At 54.4% G+C, this 13,629-nt stretch carries 15 protein-coding genes; 9 read left to right on the top strand and 6 right to left on the bottom strand.

Annotated features, from left to right (window positions below; genetic code table 11):
• Positions 1 to 356: 356 nt before the first annotated feature.
• From ACFFJP_RS00885 to ACFFJP_RS00895, 3 genes are all read right to left on the bottom strand, one after another.
• Positions 357 to 1,199 (bottom strand): polysaccharide deacetylase family protein, encoded by an 843-nt coding sequence (locus ACFFJP_RS00885; protein ID WP_377239447.1) that lies wholly within the window; start codon positions 1,197 to 1,199, stop codon positions 357 to 359.
• Between the two features lie 77 nt (positions 1,200 to 1,276).
• Positions 1,277 to 2,044 (bottom strand): substrate-binding periplasmic protein, encoded by a 768-nt coding sequence (locus ACFFJP_RS00890; RefSeq protein ID WP_377239449.1) that lies wholly within the window; start codon positions 2,042 to 2,044, stop codon positions 1,277 to 1,279.
• A 79-nt stretch (positions 2,045 to 2,123) separates the two neighbouring features.
• Positions 2,124 to 2,507, bottom strand: a complete 384-nt coding sequence (locus ACFFJP_RS00895; RefSeq protein WP_377239451.1) for an acyl-CoA thioesterase — start codon at positions 2,505 to 2,507, stop codon at positions 2,124 to 2,126.
• Between the two features lie 136 nt (positions 2,508 to 2,643).
• On the opposite strand from ACFFJP_RS00895, the gene ACFFJP_RS00900 reads away from it, so the two are divergent.
• Both ACFFJP_RS00900 and ACFFJP_RS00905 read left to right on the top strand, forming a co-directional pair.
• Positions 2,644 to 3,966 (top strand): tetratricopeptide repeat protein, encoded by a 1,323-nt coding sequence (locus ACFFJP_RS00900; protein WP_377239453.1) that lies wholly within the window; start codon positions 2,644 to 2,646, stop codon positions 3,964 to 3,966.
• Between the two features lie 74 nt (positions 3,967 to 4,040).
• Positions 4,041 to 4,412, top strand: coding sequence for a VOC family protein (locus tag ACFFJP_RS00905; protein ID WP_377239455.1), 372 nt, complete (start codon positions 4,041 to 4,043; stop codon positions 4,410 to 4,412).
• Here ACFFJP_RS00905 and ACFFJP_RS00910 read toward each other — a convergent pair.
• Positions 4,409 to 5,524, bottom strand: coding sequence for a GrpB family protein (locus tag ACFFJP_RS00910; protein ID WP_377239457.1), 1,116 nt, complete (start codon positions 5,522 to 5,524; stop codon positions 4,409 to 4,411). The genes ACFFJP_RS00905 and ACFFJP_RS00910 overlap by 4 nt on opposite strands.
• Positions 5,521 to 6,453 carry a LysR family transcriptional regulator AmpR gene (gene ampR / locus ACFFJP_RS00915; RefSeq protein ID WP_377239459.1) on the bottom strand — a complete coding sequence of 311 codons (933 nt, stop codon included), beginning with the start codon at positions 6,451 to 6,453 and terminating at the stop codon, positions 5,521 to 5,523. Before ampR ends, ACFFJP_RS00910 begins: the two co-directional genes overlap by 4 nt.
• Positions 6,454 to 6,589: 136 nt before the next feature.
• Here ampR and ampC point away from each other — a divergent pair, with 136 nt between their 5' ends.
• The 6 genes from ampC (at position 6,590) to ACFFJP_RS00945 (ending at position 12,157) form a co-directional block, all read left to right on the top strand.
• Positions 6,590 to 7,738, top strand: coding sequence for a class C beta-lactamase (ampC, locus tag ACFFJP_RS00920; protein WP_377239461.1), 1,149 nt, complete (start codon positions 6,590 to 6,592; stop codon positions 7,736 to 7,738).
• A gap of 99 nt (positions 7,739 to 7,837) precedes the next feature.
• The gene (locus tag ACFFJP_RS00925) at positions 7,838 to 8,788 is read left to right on the top strand and encodes a DUF1186 domain-containing protein (RefSeq protein WP_377239463.1); all 951 of its coding nucleotides are present in this window, start codon (positions 7,838 to 7,840) and stop codon (positions 8,786 to 8,788) included.
• A gap of 185 nt (positions 8,789 to 8,973) precedes the next feature.
• On the top strand, positions 8,974 to 9,312 hold the full coding sequence (locus tag ACFFJP_RS00930) for a GntR family transcriptional regulator (RefSeq protein ID WP_377239465.1): 339 nt from the start codon (positions 8,974 to 8,976) through the stop codon (positions 9,310 to 9,312).
• 53 nt (positions 9,313 to 9,365) lie between these two features.
• Positions 9,366 to 10,256 (top strand): ABC transporter ATP-binding protein, encoded by an 891-nt coding sequence (locus tag ACFFJP_RS00935; protein WP_377239467.1) that lies wholly within the window; start codon positions 9,366 to 9,368, stop codon positions 10,254 to 10,256.
• Positions 10,257 to 10,267: 11 nt separating this feature from the next.
• Positions 10,268 to 10,954, top strand: coding sequence for an ABC-2 transporter permease (locus tag ACFFJP_RS00940; RefSeq protein ID WP_377239469.1), 687 nt, complete (start codon positions 10,268 to 10,270; stop codon positions 10,952 to 10,954).
• 60 nt (positions 10,955 to 11,014) lie between these two features.
• Positions 11,015 to 12,157 (top strand): acyltransferase family protein, encoded by a 1,143-nt coding sequence (locus tag ACFFJP_RS00945; RefSeq protein WP_377239471.1) that lies wholly within the window; start codon positions 11,015 to 11,017, stop codon positions 12,155 to 12,157.
• Here ACFFJP_RS00945 and ACFFJP_RS00950 read toward each other — a convergent pair.
• Complete coding sequence (locus tag ACFFJP_RS00950; RefSeq protein WP_377239474.1) at positions 12,154 to 12,939, bottom strand: CPBP family glutamic-type intramembrane protease; 786 nt, start codon at positions 12,937 to 12,939, stop codon at positions 12,154 to 12,156. The genes ACFFJP_RS00945 and ACFFJP_RS00950 overlap by 4 nt on opposite strands.
• A 201-nt stretch (positions 12,940 to 13,140) precedes the next feature.
• Between ACFFJP_RS00950 and ACFFJP_RS00955 the strand changes: the two genes are divergently transcribed.
• Positions 13,141 to 13,614 (top strand): LabA-like NYN domain-containing protein, encoded by a 474-nt coding sequence (locus ACFFJP_RS00955; protein WP_377239477.1) that lies wholly within the window; start codon positions 13,141 to 13,143, stop codon positions 13,612 to 13,614.
• The last annotated feature ends 15 nt before the right edge of the window (positions 13,615 to 13,629 follow it).

A 13,629-nucleotide genomic window follows, 5' to 3' on the forward strand; every position in this document is an offset into this window, starting at 1 on the left:
GGTAGCGGTCGGTGGCGCTTTGCTTACCGACCCTACGAGTATAACTGGCATTGGTGGCGACGCTTCGGCGGGCAGGTGGCGGTCGGTGGCGCTTTGCTTACCGACCCTACGAATATAACTGGCATTGGTGGCGACGTTTCGGTGGGCTGGTAGCGGTCGGTGGCGCTGCGCTTACCGACCCTACGAATATAACTGGCATTGGTGGCGGCGTTTCGGTGGGCTGGTAGCGGTCGGTGGCGCTGCGCTTACCGACCCTACGAATATAACTGGCATTGGTGGCGGCGTTTCGTTGGGCTGGTAGCGGTCTGTGGCGCTTTGCTTACCGACCCTACGAACTTATCTGGTATTGGCGGCGGTCAGCGTTGCTGACTTTGCGCTTGTTGCGACTTCACATGCTCCATTAGATTCAGGAAGGTATCGGTCCAGTATTCGTTTTTATGGCTGGCCAGAAACTGCAGCAGCTCAGCGTGCGCGGCACTTGAGATCTGCAGATGGTCGCCGCCGATGCCGTGAAAAGTGAAATTGACCATAGTGCCTTTGGCACCGGCTGCTTTGACCCAGGCAATCAGCTGTGCGCCGCTGACCTCAGATGGCGCGATCACCGGCACCGCGTGGATATTCAGTGTTTTCATATCCGCCACTACGCCACCGACTGTGGTTTTCATCGCGACAAAATCACTGCCCAGCAGTGGCAAATAAGGCGTGCCCGCCGCGAGTTGATCGGTACAGGGCGCGGTAAAGGTGCGTTTGGTTTTACCGTCGATCGCCTGTAAAAATGCATTGCCAATACGGATCTCAGCAATTAAACGCGACGCCGGCGTCTGGTCTAAATCGCGGTCTGTGCTTACCCAGTCGCGGCCCGGCAAGGATTTAGCACATTGATGAAACAGCGTGTGATTGCCCAGTTCATGGCCTTGTGCTGCCGCCGCGCGCCATTCAGCCAGCCGGTGTTGCACCGCCTCTGCCGATAGCGGCAAATAAAAACTGCCTTTGAGGCCCACCGCATTCAGCTGCGGGATCGCCGTATCGAGCTGGCTGGGCAGTGCATCGTCGTAGGCCAGACTGACGGCCGCTTTAGCGCCATTCGGCCAACTGAAAGCGGCGCTGGCGTTGGCAGTAAAAACCAGCGCGCCACCGGCGACAACGAGCACTGGCAACAAGCAGCGGCGGATCCGCATTAACAAAAACAGTTCAGACATCAGGGGATTCCTTGGTTGCCAGTGTTGTTGACGTCACAGGCCCGGCGGTTGGCGTCAATGGTGTTGCCAGCGACGTGTCAGCGTAACTGCTGCCGCACCGGTTTTGGTAGCTCCAGTGGCGTCAGAATTTGCGCCCAGCGGCCATTTTTTTCCAGCAGCTGCAGACCACGTTCAAACTGCTGCAGCAAATGTCTGGCATGAGGATGGGTTTTACTAATCAACAGATGCATAGACTTGCGTGCCAGCACTTGTTCTGATGGCTGGATCTGCAGTTGAGTCTGCACGGGTTGTTGTTGCAGCCAGTATTGGGTGGTGGCACTGTCGGACAGGATCAGATCAACTTTGTGCTGTAGCAACAGGTCCAGCAGGGCATGATCGCTGTTGACTATGGTAATTTCAAAACCCGCTTCACTGACTCGCTCCGGATAGGCATAGTCTTTCACCAAACCGAGTCTTGGCAGCTGTTGAGCCAGCAGTTTTAAATTTCGTTGGTCAATTTTCTGATACGCAAAAAAGCGCAACTCGTTGTAATAAAGCGGGCTGGAAAACAGATAATGTTGTCGGCGCAGCGGATGGTCCCAACCACAAACCAGACCAGCGAAATCTGCAGTTTGAGCCCGCTGCAACGCCTCGGTCCAGGGCATAAATTCAATCGACGATTCGACTTGCTGGCTGGCAAATGCGCTATGAATGAGCTCTGCCAAAGGGCCGTGGTTTCTGGCCTGTGGCCCGTAATAAGGTTGATAATCGCTGCTGGCGAGCCGGATTGTCATTTTGCTTTCGGCAGCGGTGCTGACAAAGCTGCCCAGCAGGCAGACAGCTAAGATCCATGGCAATAATTTCACGTCCGCGCTCCATGCTGAACATGTGGAATGATGATGGCTGATGTTGCAATGAAATACATTTTTTGTACAGAGCCGTTGCTTAAACCGCCAGTAATTGTTGTTTGAGCCCTTCTGGCAGGGGCACGCTACTTTTGTCAGTAAAATCATATTGCACCAGCACAGCCACACCACTGGCACAGCGTTTTCCCCGTTGCCAGGCTTCCTGCGTCACATCAAATGAACTGCCGCCGATCCGGCTGATATGGCTTCTGATCTCAACCGGCGTGCCGTAAAACAACTCCGCATGAAATTCGACTGAAAACTTCGCCAGGATCAGTCGCCACTGCGAGGGGTTCAGATCAGGCGTAAAGAGCCGGAAAATCGGGTCGCGCGCGCCTTCAAACCAGGCCGCGACGACCGTATTGTTGATGTGGCCAAGCGCATCAGTTTCATTAAAACGCGGCTGGATAGTCTCTGTCAGCATACAAATCCTGTTACGAAATACCCACTATGGTGGCAGCTGTGCATGATAAGTTAAGCCACAAGGTACCCCAGTGTCCGGCGCTTGCAAAGCATCACAGCAACGCCGCCGATGCGTTGAAGGCAAGCGGAGTCGGCATGTGAAGAACCGGTGGATTGGTTACTGCGTTGCGCTGTTGAGTGTCAGTGCCAGCGCGCAGGAATACCCGCGTGAACTGACATTCTCGACCGGCGAGCAGCAGATCTGGCAATTGACGATGCAGCGGCCGGTGGCAGCGCGTGAGCAGGTCGCTTCAGCACTGAATGCACTGGGCATATCGGCGCCGGCGGTGCAGGCATTGTGGTGGGCGCAGCGCTGTCGTTTCGCGCTGCAGGCAGGTGATAAAGCTGCGCTGGACAGTGCCCGTGTCATGCTGAAACAGCTCGAAGCCCGCAGCAGCAGTGAATTTGCCGGCAGTGCGGCTGGTTATAAATGCCAGCAGCTCAGTAAGTTCAACGCCGGTGAGTCGATGGATACGCGCCAGCTTAGTTTTCTGGCCTATCACAGCCTGACCGAGCGCGACGCGCCCGCTTTACATGCCTGGATAGGCCTGGATTATGCGCGTGATGCATTGGCCGCCGGCTTTGCTGACAGCGCCGCTAGTGCCGTCGCGCTGGTGCTCAGCATTGCCCGCGATAATCTGTTGCCACAACTTGAAGCCGACAGTCTGGCGGTACAAGCCGAAGTGCAAACTGTGTTGGGCCAATATCCGGAAGCCCTGCGCAGTATTCACAAAGCGTTGGCACTGCAAACTGATGCTAGCCAACAGCAGCCCTTACAGCTGATTCAGGCCGGGATATTGCTGGCTATGGGGCGGCTGCAGCAAGCGCAGGCCTTGTATCAGACGTTGTGGCAACAGCGATCAGTACCGGCTGGCCTGGCATTATTGGCGCTGCATCTGCAGCAATCACACATCGATCTGGCATTGCCGCTGAGCCGGCAACTGCAACAAATGGCAGCGCAAAGCGGCGATCGTGAATGGATAGCGATCAGTGGGTTGCGCCATGCGATGACCTTGCTGGTGCAGGGACAATTTGCTGAAGCGCAGGCCCAGTTTGACGACGCCAGCGGTTGGCTGAGCCAACACCGGCTGGCGCTGTATCTGCCTGAGCAACAACGCTGGGTGCAGTTATTGGCGCAGCAGGGTCAGCAGCAGGCGGCGTTTGACGCATTACAGCAAAGCCTGCGGCTGCAGCGCCAGTTCGACGCAGAACAGCATCAAACGCAGGCCCAGCTCAGCAGCACTTTATCAATAGCCGAACAACGCAGCCGCGAGTTAAAACTGGTCGACCTGCAGCAACAACTGAACACCAGTCGTGCCGAATTGGCTGCAAGTGGCCAACAGTTATGGCTGCTGACGGGACTTTGCGCCGGCTTGGCGCTATTGCTAATGTTTCTGCTATGGCGACGGTTTTATCGTTGACGCTGGTCTGATCGCGTCGTAACAGCGTATCCTTGCTACCAAAACAAAACCTCATTCCTCTGACGGAGCATACAATGATTAGTTATGTCACACTCGGTACCCGCGACCTACAGCAAGCTGCTGATTTTTATACCAGTTTACTGGGCGATTTAGGCGCAAAACGGCTGATTAATATGGAGCGGATTGTGTTCATCGGTAAAAATAACAAAGAACCGATGCTGGCGGTTTGTGTGCCATTTAACAAAGAAGACCCGCATCCGGGCAACGGCGTGATGCTGGCGCTGGCGCCGGGCTCAAAAGAGCTGGTTGATCAGCTGTATCACAAAGCCATCGCGTTGGGTGCCACTTGCGACGGCGCACCTGGCCAGCGTATTCCAGGTGTGTTTTATGGGGCTTACATCCGCGATTTAGACGGCAACAAAGTTTGTTTTAACCACTTCGGTTAAGTCTCGTCTCTTTTAGGGCGTTGTGCGGCAAAATAATGATTGCCGCCTTCGTCCTGATACTGCGCCTGCAGCTGTAGCCCCGCATGTTCCAGCAGCTGCTGATACGAAGCCGCACCAAGTGATACCGACTCCTGTCCTGTCAGCACATCAACCCAACGACAAATTTGCGCAGGGGCACTGAATAGCCACCTACCGTCTGGGGCCAATGCTGCGGCGACTTTCGCAAACAGCTGGCGCTGAGTAGCTGCCGGCAATAAAAACAACACCCCGACACAAAGCACCCCGGCAAACTGGCGCTGAAAAAAATCCGAGTCTTCCAGCGCTTCACAGGCCACGGTGGCCTGCGGTAAGTGCTGCTGATACGCTGCGGCCAGAGCAGGTGCCGCGTCGATACCAAACAGTGAAAAACCTTGCTCAGACAAGGCTTTACCCAGTGGTAAACCACTGCCGCAGCCAAGGTCCAGCACAGCAGCCCCAGCCGGCAAATCCTGCGCCCACTGCAACACAGTCGCCACGCCAATCGACGATTGCTCCCGCCAATAACGAAATTCCGCCGCTTTGGTTTGGTAGCCGTTGGAGGGGTCCTGTGTATGAAGAGCCTGTTGCAGCAGCTGCGCAATAAAGTGGTCTTTGCCGGCTTGATAACGCTGAGTGTCATGCGGGAATTGTTGGGCAAGTGCCTGTTTGAGTGCGGCATAGTCTGCGACAGCGACCGGGTGTTGCCGCAGGTAATCGCGCAGGGCCAAATGTTGGCGGATTTGCGGAGCGCCGCGGACAAAGGCGTGCAAATGATGGCTGCGTTGCTGCGGGTGTTCAGCGCTGTTTTTATAAAAATAACGCCGCCCTGCAATGCCATTTTCGCCTTTAGCGATATAGCCCAGCGCTGCCAGAGCTGCCGTCTGCTGATCCAGTGCAGCGAGGTCTGTCACTTCCAGCAGCAAATCCAAAATAGGTTTAGCAGCGAGGCCGGGCACTGCGGTGCTGCCGATATGATGCAGCGCCAGCGCGGTTGAACCGAGAACTTTCAACAGGGCCGCCTGCTCGTTAGCAAAAGCCAGTGGCCAGTGATCCTGATAGGGCAGGACGGTGACGGTACGCTGTGGCTTGGTCATAGGCTTGAACCTGTGGTTGTTTTTTGCATTTCTGCGCTGTTATTCAGATCGGTATTCGCCACCAACTCAGCACTGAGCCACTGCGCAAATTCACGCATCGCGCTGGTTTCTGGCTTGGATTGCAGCCGGGTTAGCCAATAACTGCCAAAGCTGATTTCGCTGCAGAATGGCCGCTGAATTCTGCCAGATCGCAGCAAATGACTGAACATTCTTGCTGGAGCCATCGCCACGCCAATACCGGTTTGTGCAGCTTCCAGCATCGTCACACTGGAATCAAATACGATGACCGGATGGGTTGGCGGCAGCTGCGGCCCGCCGGCTTGTTGCAGCCAGGCGGTCCATTCGTCGCGCCGGTACGAGCGCAGCAGCGTGAAGTTCAACAGGTCAGTCGGGTGCTGCAGTTGCGCGGCCAGTTCAGGCGTGCATAGCGGCGTCAGCGGGCTGTCACATAGATACAAAGCCGCCGTGCCGTGCCAGGCGCCGCTGCCAAAGCGGATGGCATAGTCGAGCCCTTCAGCGGCCACATCGACTCTGTTGTTATTGGTGGAGATCTGCAGTTCGATATGCGGAAATTTCTGATAAAACGCGCTGAGGCGCGGCAACAAAAAACCGGTGGCAAAAGTACCGACCACGCCGATTTTTAGCTTTTCCTGCACTTTGCGACCGGCAAAATAATCTAACAGCTGTGCAATGCGGTCAAAAGATTCATTCAGCACCGGCAGCAATGTTTCACCTTCCGGCGTCAGTGCCAACCCACGTGGAATGCGCAAAAACAGCGGGCAATTCAGTTGATCTTCCAGCAATTTTACCTGTTGGCTAACCGCCGAATGCGTCACATTCAGCTCGATGGCGGCGTGGGTAAAACTTAAATGCCGGGCGGCGGCTTCAAAAGCGCGTAGCGATTTCAGCGGGATATAACGTCGGGTCATCGGCTTGTTGCGCCTTTCTGTAAGTTTTTCTAACAGCTGATATGCAAATTAACCGTTTGTCCAGCGAAGTCAACTGGCGCAAGCTAACTGTCGCCGGCCAACCTATTTTCGCCAACTTATCAGCCAAGGAATTTACATGCATTACCGCAAATCATTGATAGCACTGACCTGTGCCCTGTTTAGTACCGGTCCGGTGCTGGCACAAACCACCACTATTGCCGACGAAGCAGCATTAAAAACCGCCGTCAGCCAGCAAGTGACACAACTGATGCAACAACAGCAAATCCCCGGCATGGCCGTTGCGGTGTTGTGGCAAGGCAAAACGTTTTACTACAGTTTTGGCAAAGCCGACCTCGCCGCCAACAAAGCGGTGACGCCGGATACGCTGTTTGAACTGGGCTCTATCAGCAAAACTTTCGCCGGTGTGATTGGCGCTATGGCGCTGGAACGCGGTGAGATCAAGCTGACTGATCCAGTCGCTAAACATTGGCCGGCGCTGACCGCCAAACAATGGCAGCCGATCAACATGCAACACCTCGCCACTTATACCGCCGGTGGTCTGCCGCTGTTTATGCCAGACAGCGTCATCGATAAAGCCAGTTTGCTGAGCTATTACCAGCAGTGGCAGCCGGAATATGCACCGGGTACACAACGCGTCTACGCCAACAGCAGTATCGGTTTATTTGCACATCTGGCGGTGGCTGCCGGCGGCAAAGGCTACGCCGAAGTCTTTCAGCAGATGACGAACACGCTGAAGATGCCAAGCACTTATCTGCAGGTGCCCGCGGCGGCACAGGCACAATATGCCTGGGGCTATAAAGAAGGCAAACCGGTGCGGATTGGCACTGGCGTGTTGCTGGACGAAGCCGGTGGCGCTAAAGCCAGTGTACGGGATATTGCAACCTGGCTGCAGGTCAACCTGAAACCGGAACAAGTAAAAGACCAGGTGTTGCAAGCGGGTATCGCCCGTGCGCAGCAACGTTATGCTAAAGCCGGGCAGATGTATCAGGGCCTCGGTTGGGAGATGCTCGATTACCCAGTCCAATTATCCGCTTTGGCTGCGATGACAGACCCAAGCTTTGTCGAGGGCAGCGCCGCTACGTTGCTGGCACCACCGGCTGCGGCGAACAGCTGGGTACATAAAACCGGCGCCACTGGCGGTTTCGGCGCCTACGCGGCTTTTATTCCGTCGCGGCAGGTCGGTATCGTGTTGCTCACCAACAAACGTTACCCGAATGCAGAGCGGGTTAAGTTGGCGTATCAAGTGCTGGAAAACCTGAAATAGTCTCGGCGCTACAAGCCGTTTGTCTGCCGCGGTATGTGTCACAGTACCGCGGCAACTGTTAGACTGCCGGCCATTGGATACAGGCTGAGGAGCCGTGTTGTGACTGCAACTTTAACGTTGGACCAGATTTTATTGCGGTTAAGTACCGAACAACAGGTGTCGGAAGATACTGAACAGTTGTTGTTTCCGGTTGAGGCCTTGCTGGCCGCAAAAAGTCATTGGGCTGAGTTCTGGCCGCATATCGCCGTGCTGATGCAACGGATGCAGGCGGATGAAGAATTGGCCGATGACGAATATCAATTATTGTTTTACGGCGTGATGCTGCTCGCTGATGTGGCGGATTTGACCCAGGCCCCGGCGTTTATGCAGTGGGTCGATACCAATGACGGCTTGGGGTCGGATCTTGAATACACCTTAGGCGACGCCATGACCGAAGATCTGGCGACGATGTTGTTTGTGTTGTCGGCTGGTCAGCAAGCGCCGCTGCAACAACTGCTGATCAGTGAAAAAGCCGGGATTTACGTCAAGGCCGCAGCGCTCGCGGCGTTGTTCGCGCAGCTGGAGCTGGCCGAGCAACAAGGCCAAAGCGTCGACACTGCAGAGCTGCGCGCGTTATTACAGCAAGTGATTAACGTCGCTGCCCGACACGGCCAGAAATTTGTGCTGGCCGAAATGGCGATCTGGTGTATCAGTTTTGGTCTGCAACATTTCAAACCAGCGTTTGAGCTGCTGCTGCGGCAGAACAAAATCGATACCGAGGTGATCCGCAGCCGGGAAATCAGCCGCTGGCAGTTGGCTGATCCTGAAAAACCGCTGGCGTCCGGTTTGGTCCGCCAAAGCTTTGATGTGATGTCATTACAACATTGGCTGGCATTTCAGCCACCCAGTCCAGAAGCAACCAGTGCAGAAGCAAACAGTGCAGAAGCAACCGCTGATCCGGCGACTGCGTTGAGTACCGCTCCTGCGACCAGCCCAAAAGGTCAGATCGGTCGTAATGATGCCTGCCCCTGCGGCAGCGGCAAAAAATACAAAAAATGCTGTCTGAACTGAGTTTTCGCCAGTTCGCGCCTCACTGATATTCACTGCGACTTTGACGTCGCCAGTACCCGGTTAAAAATACTTGACTGTGTATATCTGTATATATACTGTGTATATACGGATATGCACAGTCACGCCTGCATTGAGGGAAACGCATGACCTATGGCTTGTTTCTGTCCGCGACGGACAAGAAACCGATGTACCTGCAAATTGTGGAGCAAATCACCAGCAAAGTACTGCTGGGCGACTGGCCGGCGCAGATGGCGTTGCCATCTATCCGTGAATTAGCGGCGGATACGCAGGTGAGTGTGATCACGGTCAAACGTGCTTACGCCGATTTGGAGCAGGCCGGCGTGATAGTGACACATGCCGGCCGGGGTTCGTTTGTTTCGGCGCAGCCGGATCTGCAACAACAGCTGCAACAACAAGAGTTGGCGCAGCTCTTAAGTGCGGCGGTAGCGGTTGCGCGACAACTGCAGCTCAGTGACGCCGAACTGTTCGCGCGGCTGGAACAGCAACTGGCGCAGCACACATAGCAATAAACACAGCCGCCCCGGCCGGTTAGCCGCCAACCAAGAAGGATAACAGCATGCAACAATTTGCTTTTGAAATGCGCGATATCAGCATCCGCTATCCGCATTTTGTGATGGAAAACATCAGCTTATCCTTGCCGAAGGGGCAGGTGATGGGCCTGGTTGGTGTCAATGGTGCCGGGAAATCCACCACCATCCGGATGCTGATGGGGCTGGTGAAACCGGATGCCGGGCAAATCAATGTGCTGGGGTATCAGCTGCCGGCACAGCAAGTGCAGGCGAAATACGACATCGGTTTTGCCTCAGACGATATGCGCTTATATAAAAGCCAGACTTTACAATGGCATATGGATTTTATCCGCAGTGTGTATCCGCAGTTTGACCCAGCCTACGCCAAAGAGTTACTGCAACGCTTTGAGCTGATTGGCGAGCAGAAAATCAAAGGCTTGTCGCATGGCCAACGCGTCAAAGCTTGTTTGTTGTTAGTGCTGGCCAGACGGCCGAAACTGCTGGTGCTGGATGAACCCACCACTGGGTTAGATCCGGTGGCGCGCGACGAAGTGATTAGCGAGCTGGCAGAGATCCTGCGCGACGATGAGCGCAGTGTGTTGTTCTCGTCGCACAATACCCACGACATTGAAAAACTCTCAGATCAAATCGCCTTTTTAGATCGCGGTAAGTTATTGGCGTTGCAGGATAAAGAAACCTATTTAGACAGCTGGAGCCGGTTCAGATGCCAGTTGCCGGCTAACGCCAACGCCGATGCAACAATGTCCGTTGCCGGCGCGGTCAGTATCAAGCGACACGGTCAGCTGGCCGAAGTGATCACCGACCAAAACAGTGCCGGCTTTGTTGCGCAGCTCGCACAGGCCGGTTTTCAGGTGCTGGAACAGCACCGCATGTCGCTGGAAGAAATTTTCGTCGCTAACGTCAAACGCAGCAGATAGGAAGAGTTCAGATGACCCACACATTTAGCAATTCGCAGATGATTAAATTGCTGATCCTGAAGGACTGGCAACTGATGAAAAAATCACTGGCCGCTTATCTGGCGGGTGGTGTGCTGATTATCGGTCTGATGGGCATGGCGACGCCGCTGCTGTTTAATACCGGCGCTATCCTGATGATTACGCTAATGATTGTGATAGGCGTACGTTCGGCGATTGAGCTGGTGGTCAATGAAAAGAAAGACCAGACCTTAACTTTTATGATGAGTTTACCGGTAACGGCGCAGGATTATGCCTGGGCCAAACTGGGCGCCAATCTGGTTTTATATCTGGTGCCTTGGCTATTGTTGGTGGCCGGGATGCTGCTGGTGATTGTCAGTTCACCAGTGTACAACGGCGTGATCCCGCTGGTGGTGTTGGTTAGTGTGTTTATTTTGCTGTCGTATTGCAGCTATCTGGCAACAGCTTTACTGACCTATTCCGAAGGCTACACCACGGCTGTGATGATAGTGACCAATTTGCTACTGAACGGTTTTATCATCTGGTTGATGCGAATGCCGGCTATCCACCTGACGTTGGAAGCGCCGACGGCGAGCTGGAACAGCACGTCTTTGCTGCTGTTAGCGGCGGGTGTCGGGCTGATTGTACTGGTGTTACTGGCAACAGCTTTACTGCAGCGTCGCAAAACCAGCTTTTTGTAACACCGGCTTTTTCAAATAGCGCCGGCGCATACCAAAACAGCGTCAGCGAATGGAGCGACGATGATGCAACAAAGTCCCGGCCGCTTTGATTATTTGGACAATCTGCGCGCTTTTGCCATGCTGGCTGGTGTGTTGTTCCATGCGGCCTTGGCGTATAGCCCGATGGCGCAGGGCTTTTGGCTTAGCGCCGATCCACAGCAACACGCGCTGTTTGATGTTTTCGCCTGGGCTAGCCACTTGTTTCGCATGCCGCTGTTTTTCTGTATAGCTGGCTTTTTTACCGCGCTACTGTGGCAAAAAGCCGGCGGTATGGCCTTTGCGAAAAACCGTCTGCTGCGGGTGGCCTTGCCTTTACTGCTGTTTTTACCGCTATTGACGCTGGCGATGCACGGTGTGTTGCAGTTCGGTTTGGCTTATGTCTCGCAGCCGTCCGCGTTGATGCAGCTGATCAAACCGATGTTAAGCGCCGGGTCACCTGCCGAGCTGCCGTTCAGTACTATGCATCTGTGGTTTTTATATCATCTGCTGTCTTTGTATATTTTGACTTATTGCGCCCGCACCTTGCTGAGCGACGCGCTGCAGGCCCGTTTATTGGCCTTGCCACCCCGGTTATTGTTATTGCTGCTTGTGCTGTGCATGCTGCCGCCGCTCTCTCTGGTGCCAGCGCCTGTGCCGGCGCCGGAATGGATCTTCCCCGCGCTATGGGCTTTATGGTTTTACGGGCTGTTTTTTGCCTGCGGTTATGTGATGTTTCGTCATGGCGATGCATTGGCACGTTATAGCGCGGACCGGCGTGTTTTGCTTGGGCTGGGGACGCTCAGCTATGCGGTGTTTTATCAGTTGTTGCCGGCGGATTTACGGGCACAGCAGCCGCAAGGCTGGACCAAGCTGGTCGTGATATTCTGCGAAGCCAGTGGCGCATTGTGCTGGACGCTGGCGGCATTGTTATATGCCAAACGTTATTTGAACCGCAGTAATCCGCTGTTGCGGTATTTGTCCGGCGTCAGTTATTGGGTCTACCTGGTCCACATTCCATTGCTGTTTCTGGTGCAGTTTGGCATGACCGATTTGCCGTGGACGGCAGGGGTGAAGTATCTGGTCGCAGTGCTGGTGACGCTCAGCGGTTGCTTACTGAGCTTCCATCTGCTGGTTAAACCGACTCCGCTTGGCAAAATGCTCGCCCCAGCCACAGTGCGGCTTTAGTTCGTTGCAGCCCTTTCGTTTTCAGGTTGTGCTTTGGCGAGCAGCGCCTGATGACGCTCCCATTTTTTGACCAGCCAGAAATAGCTGACCGCCGCAATCGACAGGATAATGATTTTCTCCTGCAAACTAATCCCATTGCGGATCAATGCATTAAACATCATGATCTGAATAATCAGGTGAAAGCAGGCGCAGGTCAGAATAGACTTGGTCGCTTCGGCAACCTGGCCGATCCCCCAGCTGCCTAAAATCATCATACCGAGAAAAAATAAGTTATCACCAAGGCTGGCGCTGGTTAAAAAGGTCAGGTGCCACAGATACCAGCAAAAACCAACCACACCATACTTCAGGCCGTTGGCCAGCGGTGCCAGCTCAGTTTGCAGATAGCCACGCCAACCGTATTCTTCCATGATGCAGTACAACAAAGTACCGGCGGCGGCCACCAGACCGTACCCATGTGGGTCCATGCCATAACTATTGTTCACACCCACGACAGACAGTAGCAGCAGGGCAATAGCTGACATCGTGAGCGGGATCCAAGGTAGATTGCCCAATAACTGCAGCGGGACCGGGCGCACCTTGCCGAGAAAGTGCCGGGCGATGAGCGCAGCAAGCAAAATACCGGCGCCTTCGGCAATGACCGAGAGCAATACCGCAAGCCAGCCCGGTAACGCAGTCAGCATCGCTTTGTGGCCCAGTAGGTCAAAGCGGAAGATATTGGCCAGCACTGTTGCAATGAGCATAAAGGCGGCGATGCGGCGCCAGCTAATCGGTTGATGATCCACGGCAAAATCCTTGTATAGCGGACATGGCAATCCATGCGTGAGTTGCGGGTAAGTGCTTAGTTTTAGAGCGTTTTTCTACAAACTGCCAGTCAGAAAATGTAAGGGATTGCAACAAATGCACATCGCATTCAGACCCTTTGCTGCAACCTCGGTCATCGATGGTGCTATAGTGCCCATCCCAGCCTTTTACGGCAAAATCCGATGAAAAAAATCGCTGTGTTTGTTGATGTGCAAAACATCTATTACACCTGCCGCCAGGCGTATGGCCGGCAGTTTAACTACCGCCGCTTCTGGCAACAATTGCTGCATCAGGGTGACATTGTACAGGCCACCGCCTATGCGATTGACCGCGCCGATGACCAGCAACGCAAGTTCCAGGACGCGCTGCGCCATATCGGTTTTCAGGTCAAGTTAAAGCCGTTTATTCAGCGCGCCGACGGCAGTGCCAAAGGCGACTGGGATGTCGGGATCACGATTGATGTGTTGCAGCAGGCGGAAAACGTTGATGAAATTGTCTTGCTGTCGGGTGATGGCGATTTTGATTTATTGCTGCAGGCGATCCGACAGCGCTTTGATTGTCGCAGCACTGTGTATGGCGTGCCCGGGTTGACGGCGCATGCGTTGATCAACAGTGCTGATCATTATGAAAAGATTGAGGAAAGTTTATTGTGTTAATGCTGAGTGCTTTCG

The organism is Rheinheimera tilapiae (genome assembly GCF_042432165.1).
GTDB classification, from domain to species: domain Bacteria; phylum Pseudomonadota; class Gammaproteobacteria; order Enterobacterales; family Alteromonadaceae; genus Pararheinheimera; species Pararheinheimera tilapiae.